This is a genomic window from Actinomadura graeca (assembly GCF_019175365.1).
Lineage (GTDB): Bacteria > Actinomycetota > Actinomycetes > Streptosporangiales > Streptosporangiaceae > Spirillospora > Spirillospora graeca.
Genome location: NZ_CP059572.1, coordinates 3,755,331 through 3,775,775, shown reverse-complemented (window position 1 = coordinate 3,775,775; position 20,445 = coordinate 3,755,331). Strand labels below are relative to the sequence as shown.

General features: G+C 74.5%; 23 protein-coding genes. 18 read left to right on the top strand and 5 right to left on the bottom strand.

The window, feature by feature from the left end:
* Positions 1-16 precede the first annotated feature (16 nt).
* The 9 genes from AGRA3207_RS16595 to crcB are packed head-to-tail and all read left to right on the top strand — an operon-like array spanning position 17 to position 6,782.
* Positions 17-328, top strand: a complete 312-nt coding sequence (locus tag AGRA3207_RS16595) for an urease subunit gamma (protein ID WP_231335539.1) — start codon at positions 17-19, stop codon at positions 326-328.
* Positions 325-1,158, top strand: coding sequence for a sirohydrochlorin chelatase (locus tag AGRA3207_RS16590; RefSeq protein WP_231335538.1), 834 nt, complete (start codon positions 325-327; stop codon positions 1,156-1,158). Before AGRA3207_RS16595 ends, AGRA3207_RS16590 begins: the two co-directional genes overlap by 4 nt.
* Entirely contained in the window at positions 1,148-1,768 is a 621-nt protein-coding gene (locus AGRA3207_RS40480) for an urease subunit beta (RefSeq protein WP_476692280.1), read from the top strand. Before AGRA3207_RS16590 ends, AGRA3207_RS40480 begins: the two co-directional genes overlap by 11 nt.
* A gap of 5 nt (positions 1,769-1,773) precedes the next feature.
* Positions 1,774-3,501 (top strand): urease subunit alpha, encoded by a 1,728-nt coding sequence (gene ureC / locus AGRA3207_RS16580; RefSeq protein WP_231335537.1) that lies wholly within the window; start codon positions 1,774-1,776, stop codon positions 3,499-3,501.
* Positions 3,498-4,232, top strand: a complete 735-nt coding sequence (locus AGRA3207_RS16575; RefSeq protein ID WP_231335536.1) for an urease accessory protein UreF — start codon at positions 3,498-3,500, stop codon at positions 4,230-4,232. Before ureC ends, AGRA3207_RS16575 begins: the two co-directional genes overlap by 4 nt.
* Positions 4,233-4,241: 9 nt before the next feature.
* The gene (gene ureG / locus AGRA3207_RS16570; protein WP_231335535.1) at positions 4,242-4,877 is read left to right on the top strand and encodes an urease accessory protein UreG; all 636 of its coding nucleotides are present in this window, start codon (positions 4,242-4,244) and stop codon (positions 4,875-4,877) included.
* Positions 4,859-5,908 (top strand): urease accessory protein UreD, encoded by a 1,050-nt coding sequence (locus AGRA3207_RS16565; protein ID WP_231335534.1) that lies wholly within the window; start codon positions 4,859-4,861, stop codon positions 5,906-5,908. The genes ureG and AGRA3207_RS16565 overlap by 19 nt, the downstream gene beginning before the upstream one ends.
* An 8-nt stretch (positions 5,909-5,916) precedes the next feature.
* Positions 5,917-6,414, top strand: a complete 498-nt coding sequence (locus AGRA3207_RS16560; protein WP_231335533.1) for a fluoride efflux transporter FluC — start codon at positions 5,917-5,919, stop codon at positions 6,412-6,414.
* Positions 6,411-6,782 (top strand): fluoride efflux transporter CrcB, encoded by a 372-nt coding sequence (crcB, locus tag AGRA3207_RS16555; RefSeq protein ID WP_231335532.1) that lies wholly within the window; start codon positions 6,411-6,413, stop codon positions 6,780-6,782. The genes AGRA3207_RS16560 and crcB overlap by 4 nt, the downstream gene beginning before the upstream one ends.
* Here the strand turns inward: crcB and AGRA3207_RS16550 are convergent.
* From AGRA3207_RS16550 to AGRA3207_RS16540, 3 genes are all read right to left on the bottom strand, one after another.
* Positions 6,706-7,770 (bottom strand): NAD(P)-dependent alcohol dehydrogenase, encoded by a 1,065-nt coding sequence (locus AGRA3207_RS16550; protein WP_231335531.1) that lies wholly within the window; start codon positions 7,768-7,770, stop codon positions 6,706-6,708. The two genes, crcB and AGRA3207_RS16550, sit on opposite strands and share 77 nt — an antisense overlap.
* A 210-nt stretch (positions 7,771-7,980) precedes the next feature.
* Positions 7,981-8,649, bottom strand: a complete 669-nt coding sequence (locus AGRA3207_RS16545) for a response regulator transcription factor (protein WP_231335530.1) — start codon at positions 8,647-8,649, stop codon at positions 7,981-7,983.
* A complete protein-coding gene (locus AGRA3207_RS16540; protein WP_231335529.1) occupies positions 8,646-9,887 on the bottom strand; it encodes a sensor histidine kinase in 1,242 nt (413 codons plus the stop codon). The genes AGRA3207_RS16545 and AGRA3207_RS16540 overlap by 4 nt, the downstream gene beginning before the upstream one ends.
* A 290-nt stretch (positions 9,888-10,177) precedes the next feature.
* Here AGRA3207_RS16540 and moaA point away from each other — a divergent pair, with 290 nt between their 5' ends.
* The 3 genes from moaA to AGRA3207_RS16525 are packed head-to-tail and all read left to right on the top strand — an operon-like array spanning position 10,178 to position 12,456.
* Positions 10,178-11,212 (top strand): GTP 3',8-cyclase MoaA, encoded by a 1,035-nt coding sequence (moaA, locus tag AGRA3207_RS16535; protein ID WP_231335528.1) that lies wholly within the window; start codon positions 10,178-10,180, stop codon positions 11,210-11,212.
* Positions 11,213-11,254: 42 nt separating this feature from the next.
* A complete protein-coding gene (gene moaC / locus AGRA3207_RS16530; RefSeq protein WP_231335527.1) occupies positions 11,255-11,740 on the top strand; it encodes a cyclic pyranopterin monophosphate synthase MoaC in 486 nt (161 codons plus the stop codon).
* A 14-nt stretch (positions 11,741-11,754) separates the two neighbouring features.
* Complete coding sequence (locus tag AGRA3207_RS16525) at positions 11,755-12,456, top strand: molybdenum cofactor biosynthesis protein (protein WP_231335526.1); 702 nt, start codon at positions 11,755-11,757, stop codon at positions 12,454-12,456.
* Here the strand turns inward: AGRA3207_RS16525 and AGRA3207_RS16520 are convergent.
* On the bottom strand, positions 12,435-13,301 hold the full coding sequence (locus tag AGRA3207_RS16520; RefSeq protein WP_231335525.1) for a sulfurtransferase: 867 nt from the start codon (positions 13,299-13,301) through the stop codon (positions 12,435-12,437). The genes AGRA3207_RS16525 and AGRA3207_RS16520 overlap by 22 nt on opposite strands.
* A 177-nt stretch (positions 13,302-13,478) precedes the next feature.
* Here AGRA3207_RS16520 and AGRA3207_RS16515 point away from each other — a divergent pair, with 177 nt between their 5' ends.
* Entirely contained in the window at positions 13,479-14,606 is a 1,128-nt protein-coding gene (locus AGRA3207_RS16515; protein WP_231335524.1) for a hypothetical protein, read from the top strand.
* Entirely contained in the window at positions 14,600-15,667 is a 1,068-nt protein-coding gene (locus AGRA3207_RS16510) for an aldo/keto reductase (RefSeq protein WP_338028283.1), read from the top strand. Before AGRA3207_RS16515 ends, AGRA3207_RS16510 begins: the two co-directional genes overlap by 7 nt.
* A gap of 3 nt (positions 15,668-15,670) precedes the next feature.
* Here AGRA3207_RS16510 and AGRA3207_RS16505 read toward each other — a convergent pair whose 3' ends face one another.
* Positions 15,671-16,414: a PIG-L deacetylase family protein gene (locus tag AGRA3207_RS16505; RefSeq protein ID WP_231335523.1), complete on the bottom strand. Its 744-nt coding sequence runs from the start codon at positions 16,412-16,414 to the stop codon at positions 15,671-15,673.
* A 138-nt stretch (positions 16,415-16,552) separates the two neighbouring features.
* Between AGRA3207_RS16505 and AGRA3207_RS16500 the strand changes: the two genes are divergently transcribed.
* From AGRA3207_RS16500 to AGRA3207_RS16485, 4 genes are read left to right on the top strand one after another with little or no spacing between them, the layout of a single operon-like run.
* Positions 16,553-17,623, top strand: a complete 1,071-nt coding sequence (locus AGRA3207_RS16500; protein ID WP_231335522.1) for an ABC transporter ATP-binding protein — start codon at positions 16,553-16,555, stop codon at positions 17,621-17,623.
* Between the two features lie 5 nt (positions 17,624-17,628).
* The gene (locus tag AGRA3207_RS16495) at positions 17,629-18,438 is read left to right on the top strand and encodes an ABC transporter permease (RefSeq protein WP_231335521.1); all 810 of its coding nucleotides are present in this window, start codon (positions 17,629-17,631) and stop codon (positions 18,436-18,438) included.
* A complete protein-coding gene (locus AGRA3207_RS16490; protein ID WP_231335520.1) occupies positions 18,435-19,268 on the top strand; it encodes an ABC transporter permease in 834 nt (277 codons plus the stop codon). The genes AGRA3207_RS16495 and AGRA3207_RS16490 overlap by 4 nt, the downstream gene beginning before the upstream one ends.
* Positions 19,269-19,321: 53 nt before the next feature.
* On the top strand, positions 19,322-20,440 hold the full coding sequence (locus tag AGRA3207_RS16485; RefSeq protein WP_231335519.1) for a hypothetical protein: 1,119 nt from the start codon (positions 19,322-19,324) through the stop codon (positions 20,438-20,440).
* The last annotated feature ends 5 nt before the right edge of the window (positions 20,441-20,445 follow it).

Genomic DNA, 20,445 nt, shown 5'->3' with positions numbered 1-20,445 from the left:
GCCAGGAAGGACCCCGATGAACCTGTCACCACGGGAGATCGACAAGCTGATGGTCTTCGTCGTCTCGGAGATGGCCGAGCGGCGCCGCGAGCGCGGGCTGAAGCTCAACTACGGCGAGACGGTGGCGCTGATCAGCGCCGCGATCGTCGAGGCGGCCCGGGACGGCAAGACCGTCGCCGACTGCATGGAGCTGGGCAAGCACGTGGTGGGGCCGAACGACGTGCTCCCCGGAGTGCGCGGGATGCTCAAGCTCATCCAGGTCGAGGCCGCCTTCGACGACGGGACCAAGCTGGTCTCCTGCCACGACCCGGTCGGCGGCGGCAAGTGACCTCACCGCCGCGGGGGCCGGGGCCGCCGGACCGCGCCGTCCTGACGGCCGGCGGCCACGAGTGCCCGGCCGGGGACGGCGGGACGCCGCGTCCCGGACGCGCCCTCGCCGCCGCCCTCCAGGACCGTCCGCGCGCCGTCGTGGTGCCGATGACGCTGGGCCGCGACCCCGGGCTCACGGCCGCCGCCGCGCAGACGATGGCGTGGGCGGCGCGGGACCGGGAGCCCGGCGCGCTGCTGCTCGCCCGGCCGCTCGGCACGGTGACGCACCTGGTGGGCTGGCTCCGCGCGGCCGTCGTGCGGGCGCTGCGCGGCGGTGACGGCGGGCGGGCGGCGCTCCTGGTGGCCCCGGCGGGACGGCCCGAGGACGACGCGGAGCTGTTCAAGGTGGCGCGCCTCGTCTGGCGGCACCTGCGGGCGCCCTGGGTGGAGGTCGCGTTCGGCGACGGGGAGCCGGGGGTGCCGGACGGCGCGGACCGCTGCCGCCGCCTGGGCGCCCGGGAGGTGGTGCTCGTGCCCGCCTCGCTCGTCCCGCCCCCGGTGTGGCCCGGCGCGCTGACCGCCGGGCCGCTGCTCGGCCCGGCGGCGCTCGCGGCCCTGGTCAGGGCACGCGCGGCCGAGGCGGAGCTGCGCTGGGGCCGGGACGGCGACGACGGCCTGGCCGCGGCGGGGCACCGCCACGGCCACGGTCACGAGCACGGCCACGGCCACCGCCACGGTCACGAGCACGGGCACGGCCACGGGCACGGGCACCCACACGAGCCCGCCCACGACCACTTCGCGGGGATCACGGAAACGAGCCTGAGGGAGGCGGCCGTCCATGGCCGATGACGTCTACATATTCGCGGCGGGCCCGATCGAGCTGAACGCCGGGCAGCGCAGGACGCGGCTGACCGTCCACAACACCGGCGACCGGGCCGTCCAGATCGGCTCGCACTTCCACTTCTTCGAGGTCAACCGGGCCATGAGCTTCGACCGGGAGAAGGCGTTCGGCATGCGGCTGGACATCCCGGCGGGCACCGCCGTCCGCTTCGAGGCCGGTGACACCAAGGAGGTGAAGCTGGTCGAGTACGGGGGCGGGCTGCGCATCGTCGGGTTCGGCGGGCTGCTCAACGGGAGCGTCCGGTCCAGTGCCGCCAAGGCCGAGGCGCTGGCGAGGATGCGCGCCCGGGGCTATCTCGACGAGCCGGAGGAGCAGGAGAAGGAGAAGGCCGCCACCGGCCGGACCGCCGCCGCGTCCCGGACGTCGGCATCTCGGACGTCCGCGTCCCGCACTTCGGCGGGCAAGTCGGCTGCGGGCAAGACGTCCGCGGGCAAGACGTCCGAGGGCAGGCATGCCGCGAGCAGGAGCCGCTCCGGGGGGACCACCACCGGCAGGAAGAAGCCCGCGAAACGCCCGGCCTCCTCGCGGGCCGGCACGTCCCGGTCGAAGAAGGGCTGACGGCGATGACGACGACGATCCCTCGCAAGCAGTACGCGAGCATGTACGGCCCCACCGTGGGCGACCGGATCCGCCTGGGCGACACCAACCTGGTCGTCGAGGTGGAGAAGGACCACACCGAAGGGCACTACGGCGACGAGTCCCAGTACGGCGGGGGGAAGACGGCCCGGGACGGCATGTCGTCCGACCCGGCCTCGCGCAACGCCACCACCGCCCTCGACACGGTGATCACCAACGCGGTGATCATCGATCCGGTGCTGGGCATCGTCAAGGGCGACATCGGCATCAAGGACGGCAGGATCGCCGGGATCGGCAAGTCCGGCAACACCCACACCCAGAACGGGGTGGACCGGCGGCTGATCATCGGCGTCGGCACCGAGGTGATCTCCGGGGAGAACCTCATCGCGACCGCCGGGGCGATCGACACCCACGTCCACTTCATCGCCCCGCAGCAGGCGCAGAACGCGCTCAGCAACGGGATCACGACGCTGGTCGGCGGCGGCACGGGCCCGGCGGACGGCTCGCGCGGCACCACCTGCACGCCCGGCCCGTGGAACATCGCCCGGATCCTCCAGGCGTACGAGGACATCCCGATCAACATCGCCGTCTACGGCAAGGGCAACAACAGCCTGCCGGGGCCGCTGGACGAGCAGCTGCGGGCGGGCGCCGCCGGGCTGAAGGTGCACGAGGACTGGGGCTCGACCCCGGAGGTCATCGACTGCGCGCTGCGCGTCGCCGACGACCACGACGTCCAGGTGACCATCCACACCGACACCCTGAACGAGGCCGGGTTCGTCGAGGACACGATCAGCGCGATCAACGGCCGGGCGATCCACACCTACCACTCCGAGGGCGCCGGCGGCGGTCACGCGCCGGACATCCTGCGCATCACCGGGGAGCCGAACGCGCTGCCCGCGTCCACGAACCCGACGCTGCCCTACACGGCGAACTCGGCGGACGAGCTGCTGGACATGACCATGGTCTGCCACCACCTCAGCTACGACGTCCCCGAGGACCTGTCGTTCGCCGAGAGCCGCGTCCGGACCGAGACCATCGCGGCGGAGACCGTCCTGCACGACCTCGGCGTCATCAGCATCATCGGCTCGGACTCGCAGGCGATGGGACGGGTCGGGGAGTCGTTCACCCGGGCGTTCCAGGTCGCGCACCACTGCAAGGACCAGCGCGGCGCGCTGCCCGAGGACTCCTCGCGCAACGACAACCACCGCGTGATGCGCTACATCGCCAAGCTGACGATCAACCCGGCCCGCGCGAGCGGGATGGCCGACACGATCGGCTCGCTGGAGGACGGCAAGCTCGCCGACGTCGTGCTCTGGCAGCCGCACTCCTTCGGAGCGAAGCCGTTCATGGTGGTCAAGGGCGGGCTGATCAGCTGGGCGCAGATGGGCGACCCGAACGCCTCGCTGCCCACGCCGCAGCCGGTCTACCTGCGGCCGACGTACGGGGCCTTCGGCAAGGCGCTGAAGGAGACCTGCGTGACGTTCATGTCGGACGCGGGGATCGCGGCGGGCATCCCGGAGCGGCTGGGGCTGGAGCGGCTCATCCGACCCGTCCGGCAGTGCCGCACCGTGGACAAGCGGCACATGCTGCACAACTCGACGGTCGCCGACATCGAGGTCGATCCCGAGACCTACCGGGTCACCGTGAACGGGGAGACGGCCACCATCGATCCCGCGACGACGCTGCCGCTGAACCGGCTGTTCTTCATCGCATGACCGGAGCCGCGCCGCCGTCCCGTCCCGGCGACACCGACGGCGAGGGGGACCTTGAGGCGCTGCTGGGGCAGCTCCAGCTCACCGACTCGGGCTTCCCCAGCGGGCTGTACACGCTGTCGCACGGGCTGGAGGGGTACACCCAGCTCCGCAGGGTGACGGCGGACGGCCTGGGCGCCCTGGTCACCGACCTCGTGCGCGCCGCGGGGACGGGCGACGCGGCGGCGCTGGCGCTGGCGCACCGCGCGGTGCTGGCGGGCGACTGGAAGGCGGTCGTGGACGCCGACCGCAGGCTCTACGCCGTCAAGCTGAACCGGGAGCAGCGGAGGGCGTCGGTCCGGACCGGGCGGCAGGTCCTGGACACCGCCGAGGAGGCGTTCGCGTCCGAGCCGGCCGCCCGGCTCGCGAACCTCGTGACGCGCCGCGTCACCCCCGGCAACCACGCGGTCGCCGTGGGGGCCGTCCACGCGGGGCTCGGGGTGCCCGCCGAGCACGCCGTGGCGGGTGACCTGTTCGCGTTCGCGGCGGGCTGCGCGGCGGCGGCCGTCCGGCTGGGACGCGTCGACTTCCGGCGGGCGCAGGGGCTGCTGCGCGAGGTGCGCCCGGAGATCGTCCTGGCGGTGCGGCGTGCGCTGGCCGCGCGGGACCCGCGCGACCTGCACGCCTCCACGCCGGTGGCGGACGCCGTGTCGGCCGCGCACGAGCGGGCCGAGGCCCGCCTGTTCTTCACCTGAGGGGGCACGATGGAACCAGAGCAGGTCTTCAAGATCGGCGTCGGCGGGCCGGTGGGGTCGGGCAAGACGGCGCTCATCGAGGCGCTCGTCCCGCTGCTGGTCGAGCGCGGGCACAGCCCCGGCGTCATCACCAACGACATCTACACGCAGGAGGACGCCGAGCACGTCCGCAGGACGCTCGCCGGGGTCCTGGACGGGGAGCGCGTCACCGGCGTCGAGACCGGGTCGTGCCCGCACACGGCCGTCCGGGACGACCCGACGATGAACCTCGCCGCGGCGGCCGAGATGCTCGACCGCTTCCCCGACATCGACGTGCTGCTGTTCGAGAGCGGCGGCGACAACCTGACGCTGACCTTCAGCCCGGCGCTCGCCGACGTGTACGTCTTCGTCCTGGACACGGCGGAGGGCGAGAAGATGCCGCGCAAGCGCGGCCCCGGCACCACCGACTCCGACCTGCTGGTCATCAACAAGATCGACATCGCGCCGTACGTGCGGACCGACCTGGCCGTCATGGAGCGGGACGCGCACCGGGTGCGCGGCGAGGGCCGCGTCATCCTCACCGACTGCCTCGCCGGGACCGGCATCGCCGACGTCGCGGACTTCGTCCTGGCCCGCCGGGAGGCGATGTGCTCGCCGACCGGGTGAGGGACGACCCGACACCGAAGGACGACCGGACACCGGAGGACGACCCGACGCCGCGGGACGTTCCCGCGCCGGGTGACGAGCCCGCGCTGGCGCGGTGCACGCCGGAGTGGCTGCCCGCGGCCGTGGCACGGCACGCCGCCGTGCCCGAGACGCTGCCGGTGGGGGCGCCCGGCAAACTCGGCGTCCTGGACCTGCGGTTCGAGGAGCACGGCGGGCGGACGGAGCTGACCGGGCACTACCAGACCGCGCCGCTGCACATCCCGCGCCCCCTGTACCCCGACCCCGAGCAGCCCGGTATGCCCTACGTGATGCTCATGTCGTCCGGGGGAGGCGTCCTCCAAGGCGATCGCTGCCGCGCCGACCTGGACTGCGGCGCCGGGACGACCGTGCACGTCACGACGCAGACCGCCACGCGGCTCTACCGGATGGAGCAGGACTACGCCACCCAGCTCGTCGGCATCACCGCCGGGCCCGGCGCCTACGCCGAGTACCTGCCGAGGGCGACGATCCCCTTCGCGGGCTCGCGGTTCTACCAGCGGACGACCGTCACCGCCGACCCGGAGTCGACCGTGGTCGTCGGGGAGAAGCTGATGGCGGGACGGCTGGCGCGCGGAGAACGGCACGCCTACACCGTCTACTGCACGGACCTGGAGGTCCGGGCGCCGGACGGCCGCCTGCTGTTCGCGGACCCGGTCCGGCTCGTCCCGGACGAGCGCGGGGTGTCCGGCCCCGGGGTAATGGCCGACTTCGGGGTCATGGCGTCCCTGTACGTGGTCACCGCGGCGAAGCCCGCGCAGCAGGTGGCCGACACGATGCACGACGCGCTCGCAGGGGCGGGCCTGCTCGCCGGGGCGGACCCGCTCGCCGGGACGGGCCTGCTGGCCGGGGCGAGCGTGCTGCCCGGCGACGTGGGCGCGTGGGCCCGGCTGTTCGGCGCCCGGTCGCCCGAGGTGGAGGCCGCGTTCTTCCAGATCTGGGACGCCGTCCGGCGGCTGCTGCTGGGCGGGCCCGCACCGGACCTTCACGGATAGGGACCATCATGGCCGGGAGACTGCACGACCGCGAGCGGGCGGAGGCCACCGCGCTGCATCCGCACGCCGGGCGTCCGCCGAAGCCGGGGCTGGGGCCGCGGGTCCTCGCCGAGATCGCCGCCGGGGGCGCCGCGGGCGCGCTCGCGCGTCACCTGCTGACCAAGGCGATCCCGAGCTCCGCGGACGGCTTCCCGTGGAACACCTTCACCGTCAACATGCTCGGCTGCCTGTTCATGGGGATCCTGACCACGTACCTGCTCGGCGGCAGGCCGCACGCGTTCGCGCGGCCGCTCGCCGTGACCGGGTACCTCGGCGGGTTCACCACGTTCTCGCACCTCATCGACGACGTCTACACGCTCGGGGACGAGGGCCGGGCGGGGCTCGGCGCCGGGTACGCGGCGGCCAGCGTCGTCCTCGGGTGGGTCGCGGTCGCCGCCGGGCTCGTCCTCGGACGCAGGCTCCCCCACCGCGACCCGGGGGAGGGCCACTCCGGGGGGACGGCATGACCACGACGGCCGTGATCCTCCTCGTGCCGGCCGGTGGCGCGCTGGGCGCCGTGCTCCGCTACGTCATCGACGGGTACGTCAAGGCGTTCGCGGGCACGGCGTTCCCCTGGGGCACGCTCACCGTCAACGTCCTCGGCGCGGCGGCCCTCGGCGCCCTGCACGGCGCCGGCACCGGGAAGCTGACCGAGGCGCTGCTCGGCACCGGCCTGTGCGGCGCGCTGACCACCTTCAGCACCTTCGAGCTGGACACCGTCCACCTGATCCAGGACGGCTCGTACGCCAAGGCCGCCGTCAACGCGGTCGGCAGCCTTCTCCTCGGGCTCCTCGCGTTCCTCGCGCTCCATGCCCTTCTCCACCGGCTGGCGTGACGGACAGGACGACCTTCCCCCGGGCGTGGCCCCGCTCGATGTAGCGGACCGCGTCGGCCGCCTCCGCCAGCGGGAACCCCCGGTCGAGGACCGTGGTGAGCCGTCCCGACGCGGCGAGGTCGGCGAGGTCGAGGAGGTCCTGCCTGCGCCACGCCGTCGGGACGACGCGGATCCGCTGCCGGACGAACCGGTCCAGCATCGCGCCGCGGGCCATCCTCCCGACGGCGCCGAACACGGCGCCGGGAGAGCCGCCCGCGTTGAGCAGTAGCGTGCCCGCAGGCGTGAGCGCCCGGCGCAGCCGTCCGAGCGGATGGTTGCCGACGTTGTCGAGGATCACGTCGTAGCGCCCGGCCGCTCGCACGCACTCGTCCGCGGTGAAGTCGGTTTCGGTGTGGTCGACGGCGTGCGCGGCGCCGATCGAGCGGACCAGGTCGAGATTGCGCGTCCCGCACACCCCGGTCACCTCCGCGCCCAGCGCTGCCGCGATCTGGACGGCGTAGGTGCCGACGCCCCCGGCCGCCCCGTTCACCAGCACCCGCTGCCCGGACGTCACCGCGCCGACGTCGCGCACGGCGCGGAGCGCGGTCGTCCCCGCGATCGGCAGTGCCGCCGCCTCGGCGAAGGAGAGGCCCTCCGGCCTGGGCACGACCAGCTCCGCCTTCGCCCGTGCGAACTCGGCGAACGCGCCGGGGCAGAACCCGAACACCTCGTCGCCCGGCCGCACGCCGCCCACGCCCGGCCCGACCTCCTCGACGCACCCCGCCGCGTCGAGCCCGGCCACCGGGTTCTTCGGCCTGGTCAGCCCCATGCCGCCCATCATCAGCCGCGCGACGTAGGGGTCGCCGCGCAGGAGGTGCCACTCGTAGGGGTTGACCGCGGCGGCGTGGACGCGGACGACGACCTCGCCCGTCCCGGGCCGCGGCCGGTCCACGTCCGCCGGCCGCAGGACGTCCGGCGGCCCGAACCTCTCCTGGACGATCGCCTTCACCGTGTCACCTCGCCCGTGCCGTGGCCCGCCGGGCGGCGGGCCTCCCGCGGATCGCCCGCCCGGCGGCTCTGATGGTCCATGGGTCGATGGTGGCGGCGGGACCCGGCGCGGGTCATCGGCATATGAGCCGGGGCCGGGCCGTCCCAAGGTCCGGCCGGGAGCCGTACTTTCGGACGAGGCCGCCCGCGAAGGCCCACGCGGGGCGGGGTGTCAGCCTCCCGAGCCGGCCTTGACGCGGTTCGTCTCGTAGGCCCACATCGCGATCTCCACGCGGTTCCTGGCGCCGAGCTTCGCCATCAGGCTGGTGATGTGCGTCTTCACGGTGCTGAGGGTGATGTGCAGTTCGGCGGCCACCTCGCTGTTCGTCCGTCCGCGGGCGACGGCGGCGAGGACCTGCTCCTCCCGCCCGGTGAGCGCGTCGGCGGGCCGCGCCGCGGGAGCGGCGGGACCGGTGGCGGCGAAGGCCGACAGCAGCCGCGCGGTGACGCTCGGGGCGATGAGCGCGTCGCCCGCGGCCGCGGCGCGGACCGCCTGGGAGAGCAGCGCGGGCCCGGCGTCCTTCAGCAGGAACCCGCGGGCGCCCGCCTTGAGCGCCGCGTAGACGTGCTCGTCGAGGTCGAAGGTCGTGATGACGACGACCGCGAGGGGGTCGGGGACGGACGGCCCGGCGAGCGCCCGGGTCGCCTCGATGCCGTCCATGCCGGGCATCCGGATGTCGAGCAGGCACACGTCGGGGCGCAGCCGCCGCGCCAGCTCCACGGCCCGGCGCCCGTCGGCGGCCTCGCCGACGACCTCGATGTCCGGCTGGACGTCGAGCAGCATCCGCAGCCCGGTGCGGACGATCTCCTGGTCATCGGCGAGGACCACCCGGATGCTCATGTCTCCCGCCCGGCGCGGGGCAGCACGGCCGTCACCGTCCAGCCGCGGCCGGGACCCGGCCCGGCGTCGCACGTGCCGCCCAGCAGGCCCGCCCGCTCCCTCATGCCGACGAGCCCGTACCCCGCGGCCGCGGCCGGACGCGAGTCGCCGGGCCCGCCGTCGTCGTCGCCGTCGCAGGGCTCGCCGTCGTCGCTGACGCGCAGCCGCACCGCCGTGTCGTCGGCGGTGACGCGGACGTCGATGCGGGTCGCGTGGCGGGCGTGCCGCCGCGCGTTGGTGACGGCCTCCTGAACGAGCCGGCAGGCCGCCGCCGCGACGGACGGCGGCAGGCCGTCGACGTCGCCGGAGATCCCCACCTCCACCGCGGGGGCGGAGCCCGCCGCGCTCGCGAGCCGCCGGAGGTCGGTGACGCGCGGGCCGTGCACCGGGCCGTTCCGGGGGGTGTGGGGGGTCGACCCCCCACAAGAGACAGGCTCGGCGGAGAGACCGGGCGGGGCCGGCGGGTCAGAGGGCTGGTCACGGCGCAGGACGCGGACGATCGCGCGCATCTCCGCGAGCGTCCGCGTCGCCTCCGCCTCGATCACGCTCAGCGCGTCGGTCGCGGCGCCCGGATGCGTCTCGGCGGTCGCGAGGCCCGCCTGCGCGCGGATCGCGATGGCCGTGACGTGGTGGGCGACGGTGTCGTGGAGGTCGCGGGCGAGACGCTGCCGTTCGAGCAGCTTGACCTGCTCCATCTCGCGCTGGAGGGCCCTGGCCCGGTAGCGGGCCGCGCCGCCCGCGGCCATGGCCGCGCACAGGATGGCGAAGGCGCCGAACATGGCGGCGGGATCCGTGCCGTCCACGGCCGTGGACACCGCGACCTTGCCGAGGATGATCGCCGCTCCGGCCGCGGCCTCGCGTCCCGATCCCCAGCGGAACAGCGCGTATGCCGGGAGCAGCAGGAACGCCATCGTGTTCAGGGTCGGCGGCTCCCCGGTGGTGAGCAGCCCGGCGAGCCCGCAGAGGCCGAACGCGATGGCGACCATGAGCAGCGGCCTCGTCCGCCGCCACAGCAGGGTGGGCACCAGGGCGACGGTCAGGAGGATCGACAGCGTCCGCCACGGGACGTCAGGACGCAGGGTCCCCTCCAGGACGGCGGCCGGCACCAGCACGCCGACGAGCGCCCAGTCCCGCCACACGCGGGCGGGGGCGCCGGGAGGGCGCGGCTCGTCCCACAGGGAACGCGGAAGGGCGGGCACCCGGCCATCGTACGAGCGCCCGGACCGGCCGGTCCACCTCGGAAACGGCGGTCACCGGGGACGGGCCCGCGGTCACCGGCGACGGATCCGGAAGGGCGCGGGGATGGGACGGTAGCGATCTTGACAGCGAAGATCAAGTCTTGTCGCCGGTCCTTTTCTCGTATATAACATGAGCATAACGACGACGGTATTCATGCAGTCTCCCCGCGGCGAGTTCCCACTCCGGCCGTGTCCAATGATTGGTTCCCCGGTTTCTCCGCGCATGGATTCGTGCGAACGAAGAGGTGCCCATGGCCGAACCCGCCCATGTCCTGGACGCCCGCGGCCGTCCCCTCGGTCAGCTGCGCATATCCGTCACCGACCGCTGTAACCTGCGTTGCCAGTACTGCATGCCCGAAGAGGAATACAACTGGCTCTCCAGGGCCGCACTTCTCACGTTCGACGAATACGCCCGGCTGGCCGGGGTCTTCGTGGGCCTCGGCGTCGCGAAGGTGCGGCTGACCGGCGGTGAGCCGCTGCTGCGCCAGGGCCTGCCCGAGCTCGTGCGGGCGCTCGCGGACCTGCCCGGCGTCGCCGACCTCGCCCTCACCACCAACGGCGTCCTGCTCCGCAGGCACGCGGCCGCGCTGCGCGCCGCCGGGCTCGACCGGCTGACGGTGAGCCTGGACACCCTGCGCGCCGACCGCTTCCGCGCGCTGGCGCGGCGGGGCGGCCACGACGCGGTGATCGACGGCATCCGGGCGGCGGCCGAGGCGGGCTTCACCGGCACGAAGATCGACACGGTGGTGATGCGCGGGACCAACGAGGACGAGCTGGCCGCGCTGATCGGGTTCGGCCGGGCGGCGGGCGCCGAGGTCCGGTTCATCGAGTACATGGACGTCGGCGGCGCGACCCACTGGCGCCAGGACCTCGTCGTCGGCCGCGCCGCGATGCTGGCGGCGCTGACCTCGGCGTTCGGGCCGGTCACCGAGCTGCCGAAGCACGACCGCGCCCCGGCCGACCGGTTCGCGCTGCCCGACGGCACCGTCTTCGGGATCATCTCCTCGACGACCGAGCCGTTCTGCGCGACCTGCGACCGCAGCCGGCTGACCGCCGACGGGACCTGGTACCGGTGCCTGTACGCCACGTCCGGCACCGACTTGCGCGGCCCGCTGCGCGACGGCGCGTCCACCGCGGAGCTGGCCGGGATCGTCACGCGGATCTGGGGGGAGCGGGCCGACCGGGGCGCCGTCGACCGTCTCGGGCAGCGCGACCGCGTCCCGTTCGTCAGTCTCCAGACATTGAAGGACGACCCGCGCCTGGAAATGCACACGCGCGGCGGCTGACGGCCGCCTGCGAAACGGTCGCCTGTGAATTGGAGAGAGCCGATGCTGGACGAAGCCGGGCCGCTCACCCATCTCGACCAGGCGGGCAACGCCCGAATGGTCGACGTGGCGCAGAAGGAGATCACCTCCCGGGAGGCGACGGCGTCCGGGACGGTCGTCATGAGCCCCGCGACACTGGCCGCCATCAGTTCCGGCGCGACACCGAAAGGGGACGTCTTCAGCGTCGCCCGCATCGCGGGGATCATGGCCGCGAAAAGGACGCACGAACTCATCCCGCTCTGCCATCCGCTCGCGCTCGACGCGGTCTCGGTGGTGATCGTGGCGAATCCGCCCGACCGCGTCCTGATCACCGCGCGGGTCGGCGTCACCGCGCGCACGGGGGTGGAGATGGAGGCGCTCACCGCCGTCTCGGTGGCGGCGCTGACCGTCTACGACATGTGCAAGGCGCTCGACAGGTCGATGCGGATCGAGCGGATCCGGCTCGACGAGAAGTCCGGCGGCCGCAGCGGCCACTACCGGCGGGACTAGGGCGGGCGAGGGACATGCAGATCCGCGTGCTGTACTTCGGAATCGTCCGGGAGCGCATCGCGAACACGCGCGAGGAGCCGGTGACCCTGCCCGCCGGGTCGTCGCTGCGGGACCTCATGGGCGCGCTGTGCGCCGCGCATCCCGGGCTGGCGCCGATGTCGGCGCACCTCAGGCTGGCCGTCAACGAGGACATCGCCGGGCCCGCGCACCGGCTCGCCGACGGCGACGTCGTCGCCCTGATCCCGCCTGTGGCGGGCGGCGCCGACCCCTACTGCCGCATCACCGACCGGCCGATCGTGCTGGACGAGGTGCTCGGCGCCGTGTCGGGCCCCGGCCAGGGCGGCAGCGTCGTGTTCACCGGGTACGTCCGGGACAACAGCGGCGGGAAGCCGGTGACCGAACTGGAGTACGAGGCGTACGGCACGATGGCGCACAAGACCCTGGCCGCCATCATCCGCGCCTGCGAGGACGCGGCGCCGGGCGTCCGGGTCGCGGTGGCGCACCGGACCGGCCGGCTGAAGGTGGGCGAGGTGGTCGTCGTCATCGCCGCGTCCGCGCCCCACCGCGGCGAGGCGTTCCAGGCCGCCCGCGACTGCGCCGAGCGGCTGAAGGCCGAGGTGCCGATCTGGAAGAAGGAGATCGGCCCGGACGGCGAGGTGTGGGTCGAGGCGCCCGACCTCACCGGCCTGGGGGATCACTCCGGCGGCCCCGGCTGAGGCGTCCCGCCCGGCGCGGCGCAGGTCGCGACCGGGCGGCGGGGGTCCTTGGTCCAGTGGCTCCACGACCCCGGGTACAGGGCCGCGGCGACGCCCGCGACGGCGAGCGCCAGCACGGTGTGGGTCGCGCTGATCCCGGACCCGCAGTACACGGCGACGGGGTGCGCACCGGCGCCCAGGCGGTGCAGGCGCGCGCGGATCTCGTCGGCGGGGAGGAACGTGCCCTGCCCGGTCACCCACTCGCCGGTCGGAGCGCTCACGGCGCCCGGGATGTGCCCTCCGGCGCCGTCGCCCGGGCCGCCGCCGCGGTACCGCTCGGCCGGACGGGCGTCGAGCAGCACGCCCGCCCGCGCGATCCGGGCGGCGCCGTCCGCGTCCACCACCGGCATCCCCCCGGGCGCCGCGGTGAAGTCGCCGTGCCGGGGGCCGGTGGCCGGGCCCGTCTCGACCGGCGCCCCGTGGCCGCGCCACGCGGCGAACCCGCCGTCGAGCACGCGGACCGTCCGGTGCCCTGCGTGGCGCAGCAACCACCACGCCCTGGCCGCGCCGGTCGAGTCCGCGCCGTCGTAGACGACGACCGGGCCGTCCGCGCGCACCCCGTGGCGGCGCATCGCCGCGCCGAACTCCGTGGGCGCGGGAACCGGCCTGCGCCCCGCGTCGCCGGAAGGGCCGCAGAGTTCGCCGTACAGGTCAACGTAGGACGCCCCGGGGATGTGCCCCGCGAGGAACGCGGGCCCACCGGGCGGCGCCCCGAATTCCCACCGGACGTCGAGCAGCGTCGGCGGGGAAGGCGTGGCCATCAGCGCGATGAGCTCCGGGACGTCGATCAGGGGACCTCGCGGCATACCGTCGCCTTTCCCATCCGGTCAGCGCTTTTCGCGGAACGGCTTGTGACGCATCTCCGGCCCGTTTAAGATGATCACCGGCATTTCCTGTGACGTCAAGGCCGCGTCTCGCCCCCCGCCTTTGCCCGGCGCGGACCGACAATTCCCGGAGCACGATTCCCCGATTTTGGAGCCGGTATGGCAGACCTGCGTGTTTCGGTCGCCGTGATGGCGCATCCGCGACGGATCGAGGCGGCGCGGCGCCTGCGCGACTCCCATCCGGAACTGGGCGTGCGGATCGCCGTCGACCCCGAGCCGGACGCGCCCCCGGCGACGCTGCGGACCTCGCTGCGGGCCTGGAAGGCGATCGCCGACGACGCCACGCACCACCTGGTCGTGCAGGACGACGCCGTGCTGTGCCAGGACTTCCCGTCCCGTCTCGCGGCCGTCGTGGAGTCCCGCCCGGAGGCCCCGCTCGCGCTGTTCACCGACTGGGGGTCGCGGACCGCCCACATGGCGCGGCTGGCGGCCCTGGCCGGGGCGTCGTGGGCGGAGGCCGTCGACGTGGTGGCACCGGCGCACTCGATGGTGCTGCTCGCCGGGCTCGCCCGGGAGTTCGCCGCCCACGCCGAGGCCGCCGCCGCGTCCGGCGCGGCCGACGACGCGGTGGTGCTGGGGGAGTTCCTGGCCGGCCGTGGCCTGACCGTGCACGCCTGCGTGCCGAACATCGTCGATCACAGCTGCGTCCCGAGCCTGCTCGGGCACGACCTGCTCATGGGGGTCCGGCGGTCGGTGTGCTTCGCCGACGGCGACGACGGCGCGCCCGCGCCGTGGTGGTCGTCCGAGGCGTTCGGCGGCCTCCGCGTGACCCCGCACTTCTCGACACGCCAAGGCGGCGCGGTCTGCCACGTCCGCGACGGCGACGGTGACCGGCAGGCGCATCCGGCCCTGGACTGGCTCGCCTCACGCGGTATCGGACGCCACGACCTGGCCGCCTGGTTCGGCCGTGACCACGCGGACTCGCCTTCCGCCGCCGAGGTCACCCAGGCGATCAGCCCCGTCCTCGCGTTCGACCTCTGGCAGACGGCGTTCCTCTACGGCCTCTGCCTCCCGGCGCGGGGACCCGGCGGGCCGGAGGAGCCGCCCGCACCCGGCGGGCACGCCGCCCGCGCCCTCGCCACGCTGGTGCCGGGGGTGGTGAGGCGCGTCCTGCCGGAGGCGGCCTCGCACAGGCTCGCGCGGGCCGCCGCGCCGCTGCTCGGGAACGCGATGGAGCGGGGCCGCCGCACCGACGCCGGCCCCGGCGTCCGCTGGTCGCCATGCTGACCGCCCCGGAGCACGACGGACGGGACGGGCAGAACGGGCCGGACGGCCGGGACGGGCAGAACGGGCGGGGCGCGCAGAAGGGCCGGCCGATGGAACACGTCCACCTCGGGCGCAGCGGGATGGTCGTCAGCCGGCTGTGCCTGGGCACGCTGGGCTTCGGGCCGAGGACGTCCGAACCCGACGCCCACACCATGATGGACCTCGCCCACGAGCACGGCGTCAACTTCTTCGACACCGCCGACTCCTACGGCGGCGACGGCGCGCGCGGCCGCACCGAGGAGATCATCGGCGACTGGTTCATGCGGGGCGTCGGCCGCCGCGACCGCACCGTCCTCGCCACGAAGGTGTACGGCGCGATGGGCGGGTGGCCGAACGAGGAACGGCTGTCCGCGCTGCACATCAAGCGCGCCTGCGACGCGTCGCTGCGGCGGCTCCGCACCGACCGGATCGAGCTGTACCAGCTCCACCACGTCGACCGGCGGACGCCCTGGGAGGAGATCTGGGAGGCGCTGTCCGACCTCCGCGCGCAGGGCAAGATCCTCTACGTCGGGACGTCCAACCACGCGGCCTGGCACCTGGTCAAGGCGCAGGAGCGGGCGAGCCGGCTCGGGCTGCTCGGGCTGGTCAGCGAGCAGCCGCCGTACAGCCTCGCGCAGCGCACGGCCGAGCTGGAGGTGCTGCCCGCGTGCCAGGACTACGGGATCGGCGTGCTGCCGTGGAGCCCGCTGCACCGCGGGCTGCTGTCGGGCGTCCTGCGCCGCGCCGACGGGGTCCGCAGCCGCGGCGCCCGCGCGCGGCGGGCCCTGGAGGGGATGCGCGACCGCGTCGAGGCGTACGAGGCGTTCTGCGCGGAGCTCGGCGAGGACCCGGCGGCGGTCGCGCTGGCCTGGCTGCTGCACCAGCCCGCGGTGACCGCCCCGGTCATCGGGCCGCGCACCGCCGAGCAGCTCGTCTCCGCGCTGCACGCCCGCGACGTGCGGCTGGACACCGCGGCGCTGGCCCGGCTGGACGCCATCTTCCCCGGTCCCGGGGGCGCGGCGCCCGAGGCGTACGCGTGGTGAGCGTCAGGCCGCGTACCGCCAGGAGACCTCGTAGCCGACGAGCATGTCCCAGCGGGCCGCGTTGGCGGGATCGAGGCCGAGGCAGGGAAGCTGCGTCCGGTACTCCCGGACGGCCCGGTCCTTCCTCGCGCGGGCGTCCGGTGGCAGCCGGTGCGCCTCGCGCGTCAGCCGCGCCGGGTCGAGGCCGCCCCCGGTCAGCTGGCCGGCGAGCCAGTAGTCGATGTCGAGGTACGGGCGCGGGTCCTCGCCCGTCACCCAGGACGGCCAGCCGTACTTGATGGCGTACGGGAGGTCGGCGTACAGCCGCACCTTGGCCTGCGGCCCGGACGGCGCCGCCCGCCGGGCGAGGCCGTTCAGCAGGGTGTCGCGCACCGTGACGTGGTCGGGGTGGCCTCCGATCCCCGCGGGGATCCAGATCTCGTCGGCGGACGCCAGGTGGGGCTCCAGCCGGGAGAACAGCGCCCCCTGGTCGACGGGACCGTCGCGGTACTGGTCGTCCAGCTCGTCGCAGCGCGTCCACGCGCAGCCGAGCACGTCCAGTGCGCGGTCGTCCTCGGCGAGGCGCTCGCGGTGGCGCTCCCGCGAGCTGCGCGCCCCGCTCAGGCGGTCGTAGTGGGTCAGCGTGACGCCGTCGGGAGGCGGGCCGGCGAAGACGGTGACGACCCGCGTCCCCGCCCGCATCAGTTGCGCGGACGCGGAGAACGCGGCGTCGTCCAGGTGCGGCGAGAACACGACAGGGGAGGGCACCGGGTGAATATAGATGATCGAGCATTATCAATGATGAGAAATGGTGACATCCGGGTACGGGATAGTCGTTTGATCACCTCCGGGCGTGCCATCAATTCCCTGGACCGCCGTCCGAAACGGTCGGTAACGTCATCGATCATGATCGACAGGACAACGGGGCCGGGGGGCCTGGAGATCTTCGGCGGGGCGCCCGCCATCGTGGCCAGCGGCCTCTCCAAAAGCGTCACCGTGACCGTCGCCGAACGCGGACTGCGCGGCGCGCTGCGCTCGGTCGTCCGCCCGGAGCGCGTGCGCCGCGACATCGTGCGGGACGTCTCCCTGACGGTCCGCGCCGGTGAGCTGGTCGCCCTGCTCGGCCCGAACGGGGCGGGCAAGTCGACGCTGGTGAAGATGTTCACCGGCATCCTCGTGCCGAGCGGCGGGACGCTGCGCGTCAACGGCCTCGTCCCGCACCGCGACCGCGCCGGGCTCGCCCGCGGGATCGGCGCGGTCTTCGGCCAGCGGACGCAGCTGTGGTGGGACCTTCCCGCGCGGGAGTCCCTCGACATCCTGCGCGACATCTACGGCATTCCCGGCCCCGACCACCGGCGGCGGCTCGCGGAGTTCGACGAGATCCTCGCGCTGCGCGACTTCTGGGACACGCCCGTCCGTCACCTGTCCCTGGGGCAGCGGGTCCGCTGCGACCTGGCGGCCTCGCTCGTCCACGACCCGCGGACGGTGTTCCTCGACGAGCCGACGATCGGCATGGACGTCGTGGTGAAGGAGCAGGTCCGGGAGTTCCTGCGGCACCAGGCGCTCGCGCGGGGCCGCACCGTCGTCCTCACCACCCACGACACCGCCGACGTCGCGCACCTGTGCGAGCGGCTCGTCCTGGTCGACCGGGGCCGGGTCCGGTTCGACGGCACCCTCGCGAACCTGCGCGCGGCGCACGGCGGCTCCGTCACGGTGCGGGCGGTGTTCGCCGCCCCCGTCGGCCCCGTCGAGATCGAGGGCACGGACGTGGTCGAGCGGACGGACCTGCGGCTGACCCTCGTCCCGAGGCCGGGCGTCGACCACCGGCGGGTCGTCCGCGACCTGGTGGGCCGGACGCCGGTCGCCGACCTGCGGGTCGACGAGGACGACGTCGAGTCCCTGATCCGCAACGCCTACCGGGACGGCCGCCCGGTCACCGCGGGCGGGCGGCCCGGCACCGGCGCGCCGGGCCGGTAGCGCCCATGGCCGCCCCCACGCCGCGGGCATGGCGGCTGCTCCGCGTCCCGGCGCTCGGTGAGCTGGCCCGCCGCGGCGGCGTCCTCACCGCCGCCGTCATGTGCGTCATGCAGGTCGTCCTCACCTTCCTGCTGTGGCGCGCCGTGTACGCCGGGGAGACCGTCGTCGCGGGGCTGGACGCCCGGCAGGCCGTCGGCTACGCCGTCCTCGCGCTCCTCGTCCAGCGGATCCGGTGGGGGTCGCGGCTCTACTCGCGGGAGTCGCTGTTCGCGCTGGTCCGCGACGGCCGGATCGCCTACTGGTACCTCCGTCCGATCGACCCGAGGCGCTACCACCTCCTGAAGTCCCTCGGTGAGATCGCCTACTGGGGGACGTGGTCGGCGGCGGGCTTCGTGCTGGCGCTCGCGTCGGGGATCCTCTCCCCGCCCGCGGACGCGGCCGGCGGGGCCGCCGCGGCGGCGGCGCTGGTCCTCGGCCAGGTCATCGCCTACCAGGTCACCGTGTGCGTCGAGCTGTTGTGCTTCTGGACCACCGCCAACGCCAACGCCCTGCGCGTCTACGCGTTCAGCCAGGATCTGCTGTCCGGCGCCTTCGTGCCGCTGTGGTACTTCCCCGGCTGGCTGCTCGCCACGGCCCAGGTCCTGCCGTTCCAGACCATCGTGAACGTCCCGGTCTCGCTCTACGTGGGACGGATCCCCGCCGCCGACGCGCCGGAGCAGCTCGTCCTCCAGTGCGCCTGGTGCTGTGTCCTCGGCGGCCTGGCGCGGTTCATGTGGTGGCGCGCCGGACGGCGGATCGAGGTGCAGGGCGGATGAGCCGGGACGCCGCACCACGCCTGGGGTTCCGCCGCGCCCTCCGCGTCGTCGTCGCGGTGACCGCGCTGAACCTGCGCGCCCGCCTCGCCTACCGGGGGGAGTTCCTGCTCGCCCTCCTCAACGGCGTCCTGTGGCAGGGCGCGGTCCTGCTGTTCATGACCGTGCTCGTCTCCCGCTTCTCCACGCTGGGCGGCTGGACGAGCCGCGAGGTGCTGTTCCTCGCCGGGTTCCGGCTGCTCGCGCACGCCGTCTACGTGTGCGTGTTCCTGAACGTCAGCTACCTGCCGCAGCTCGTCCGCGAGGGACGCGTCGACGCCTTCCTGATGCGGCCGATGCCGCTGCTCACCCAGGTCCTGCTGAACGGCTTCAACGTCAACGCGCTGGGGGACCTGCTCGTCGCGGGCACGCTGTTCACCGTCGCCGTCGACGCCGCCGACCCGGACTGGAACCCGTGGCGGCTCGGCTTCCTCGCCGCGGCGCTCGCCGGGGCGGTGCTGCTGGAGGCCGCCGTCCAGCTCACCGTCTCCTCGTTCGCGTTCCGGCAGGCCGAGACGCTGACGCTGGCGGCCTGGCTGGACGAGCTCATGGCCTCGTTCGGCAACTACCCTCTGACGATCTTCCCGACGGCGCTGCGCGTGCTGTTCGCCGGTGTCGTCCCGATCGCCTACATCGCCTACCTGCCGTCCCAGGTGATCCTCGGCAGGGCCGGTGGCCTGTCACCGGGCTCCCTGCTCGCCTACGCCTCGCCCCTGGTGGGCGTGGCGGCCTTCCTCGCCGCGCGCCGCCTCTGGTACTCGGCGGCCCGGCGGTACGAGGGCGTGGGCGGTTGAGCCCCGTATATCCGACGAGCACTGGAACGACCGACGAGGAAGGAGTGGACCCCATGCCGACGCCCACGCCCCCCGGGCGGCCTCCGGAGGGACCCGGCATCCGGATGTCCGCGGTGGTCATGACACATCCGGCGCGTCTCGCGGCCGCCGAGCGGCTCGTCGCGGCGTATCCCGGGCTCGGCCTGCGGATCGTCTGCGACCCGTCGCCGGGGACGCCGGGCGGGACCCTCCGCACGTCCCGCCTGGCCTGGTCGGACGTCGCGCCGGGCGCCACCCACCACCTCGTCGTCCAGGACGACTCGATCCTGCACCCCGACTTCCCCGCCCTGCTCGCCCCGGCGGTGGCCGCGATGCCCGAGCACGCCCTCTCGTTCTTCACCGAATGGGGGTCGCGGACCTCCAACGCCCTCCGCCTCGCGGCCCTGGCCGGTGCCGGGTGGGCCGAGGTCGTCGACACGTACATGCCCGCCCAGGTGCTCGTCCTCCCGGCCGGGGCCGCCGTCCGGTTCGACGCCCACGCCGCCGCCTCCGGGCACACCGAGGACGACATGGCCCTGCTGCCCTTCCTCCGCTCGGAGGGCCTGCGGGCGCTGGTCTCCGTCCCGAACCTCGTCGAGCACGCCGAGTCACCGAGCCTGGCGGGGAACGACGAGCCCCACGGGATCCGCCGCGCGGCCTGCTACCCGCCCGGCCCGGTGGACGCCCTCGGCGCGGCGGTCCTGGGCGGGCTGACCTGCGTCCCGTACTTCTCGTGGTTCAGCGGCCACGCCCGCTACCAGGAACGCGACGACACCGGATCCGACCTGTGGAAGGCGGGGCCCGCGCGGGAGCTGCTGCGCGACCGGGGCATGGGCGACCGGCGCATCGCCTCGTTCCTCGCGCGGGCCCGCGCCCAGCGGGCGGAATCCGCGTTCCTCACCCGGCATCTCGCGGAGGAGCAGGTCAGCGCGCTCGCGACGACCGCCTGCGCGCTCGGGGCGGTGGCCGCGGGCCTGGCACCCGGCGGCCTGTGCCTCGACTCGCCCGCGGCCACCGGGTCCCTCGCCACCCTCGCGCCCGGCGGCCTGCGCCGGTGCCTGTCCCGGGAGGCGCTCGCCGAGGTCGCGCGGCGGCTCGCGCCGCTGGTGGCCGAGTGGACGCGCATCGGAGCCGAAGAGGCGGACGCGCGCTAGCAGAC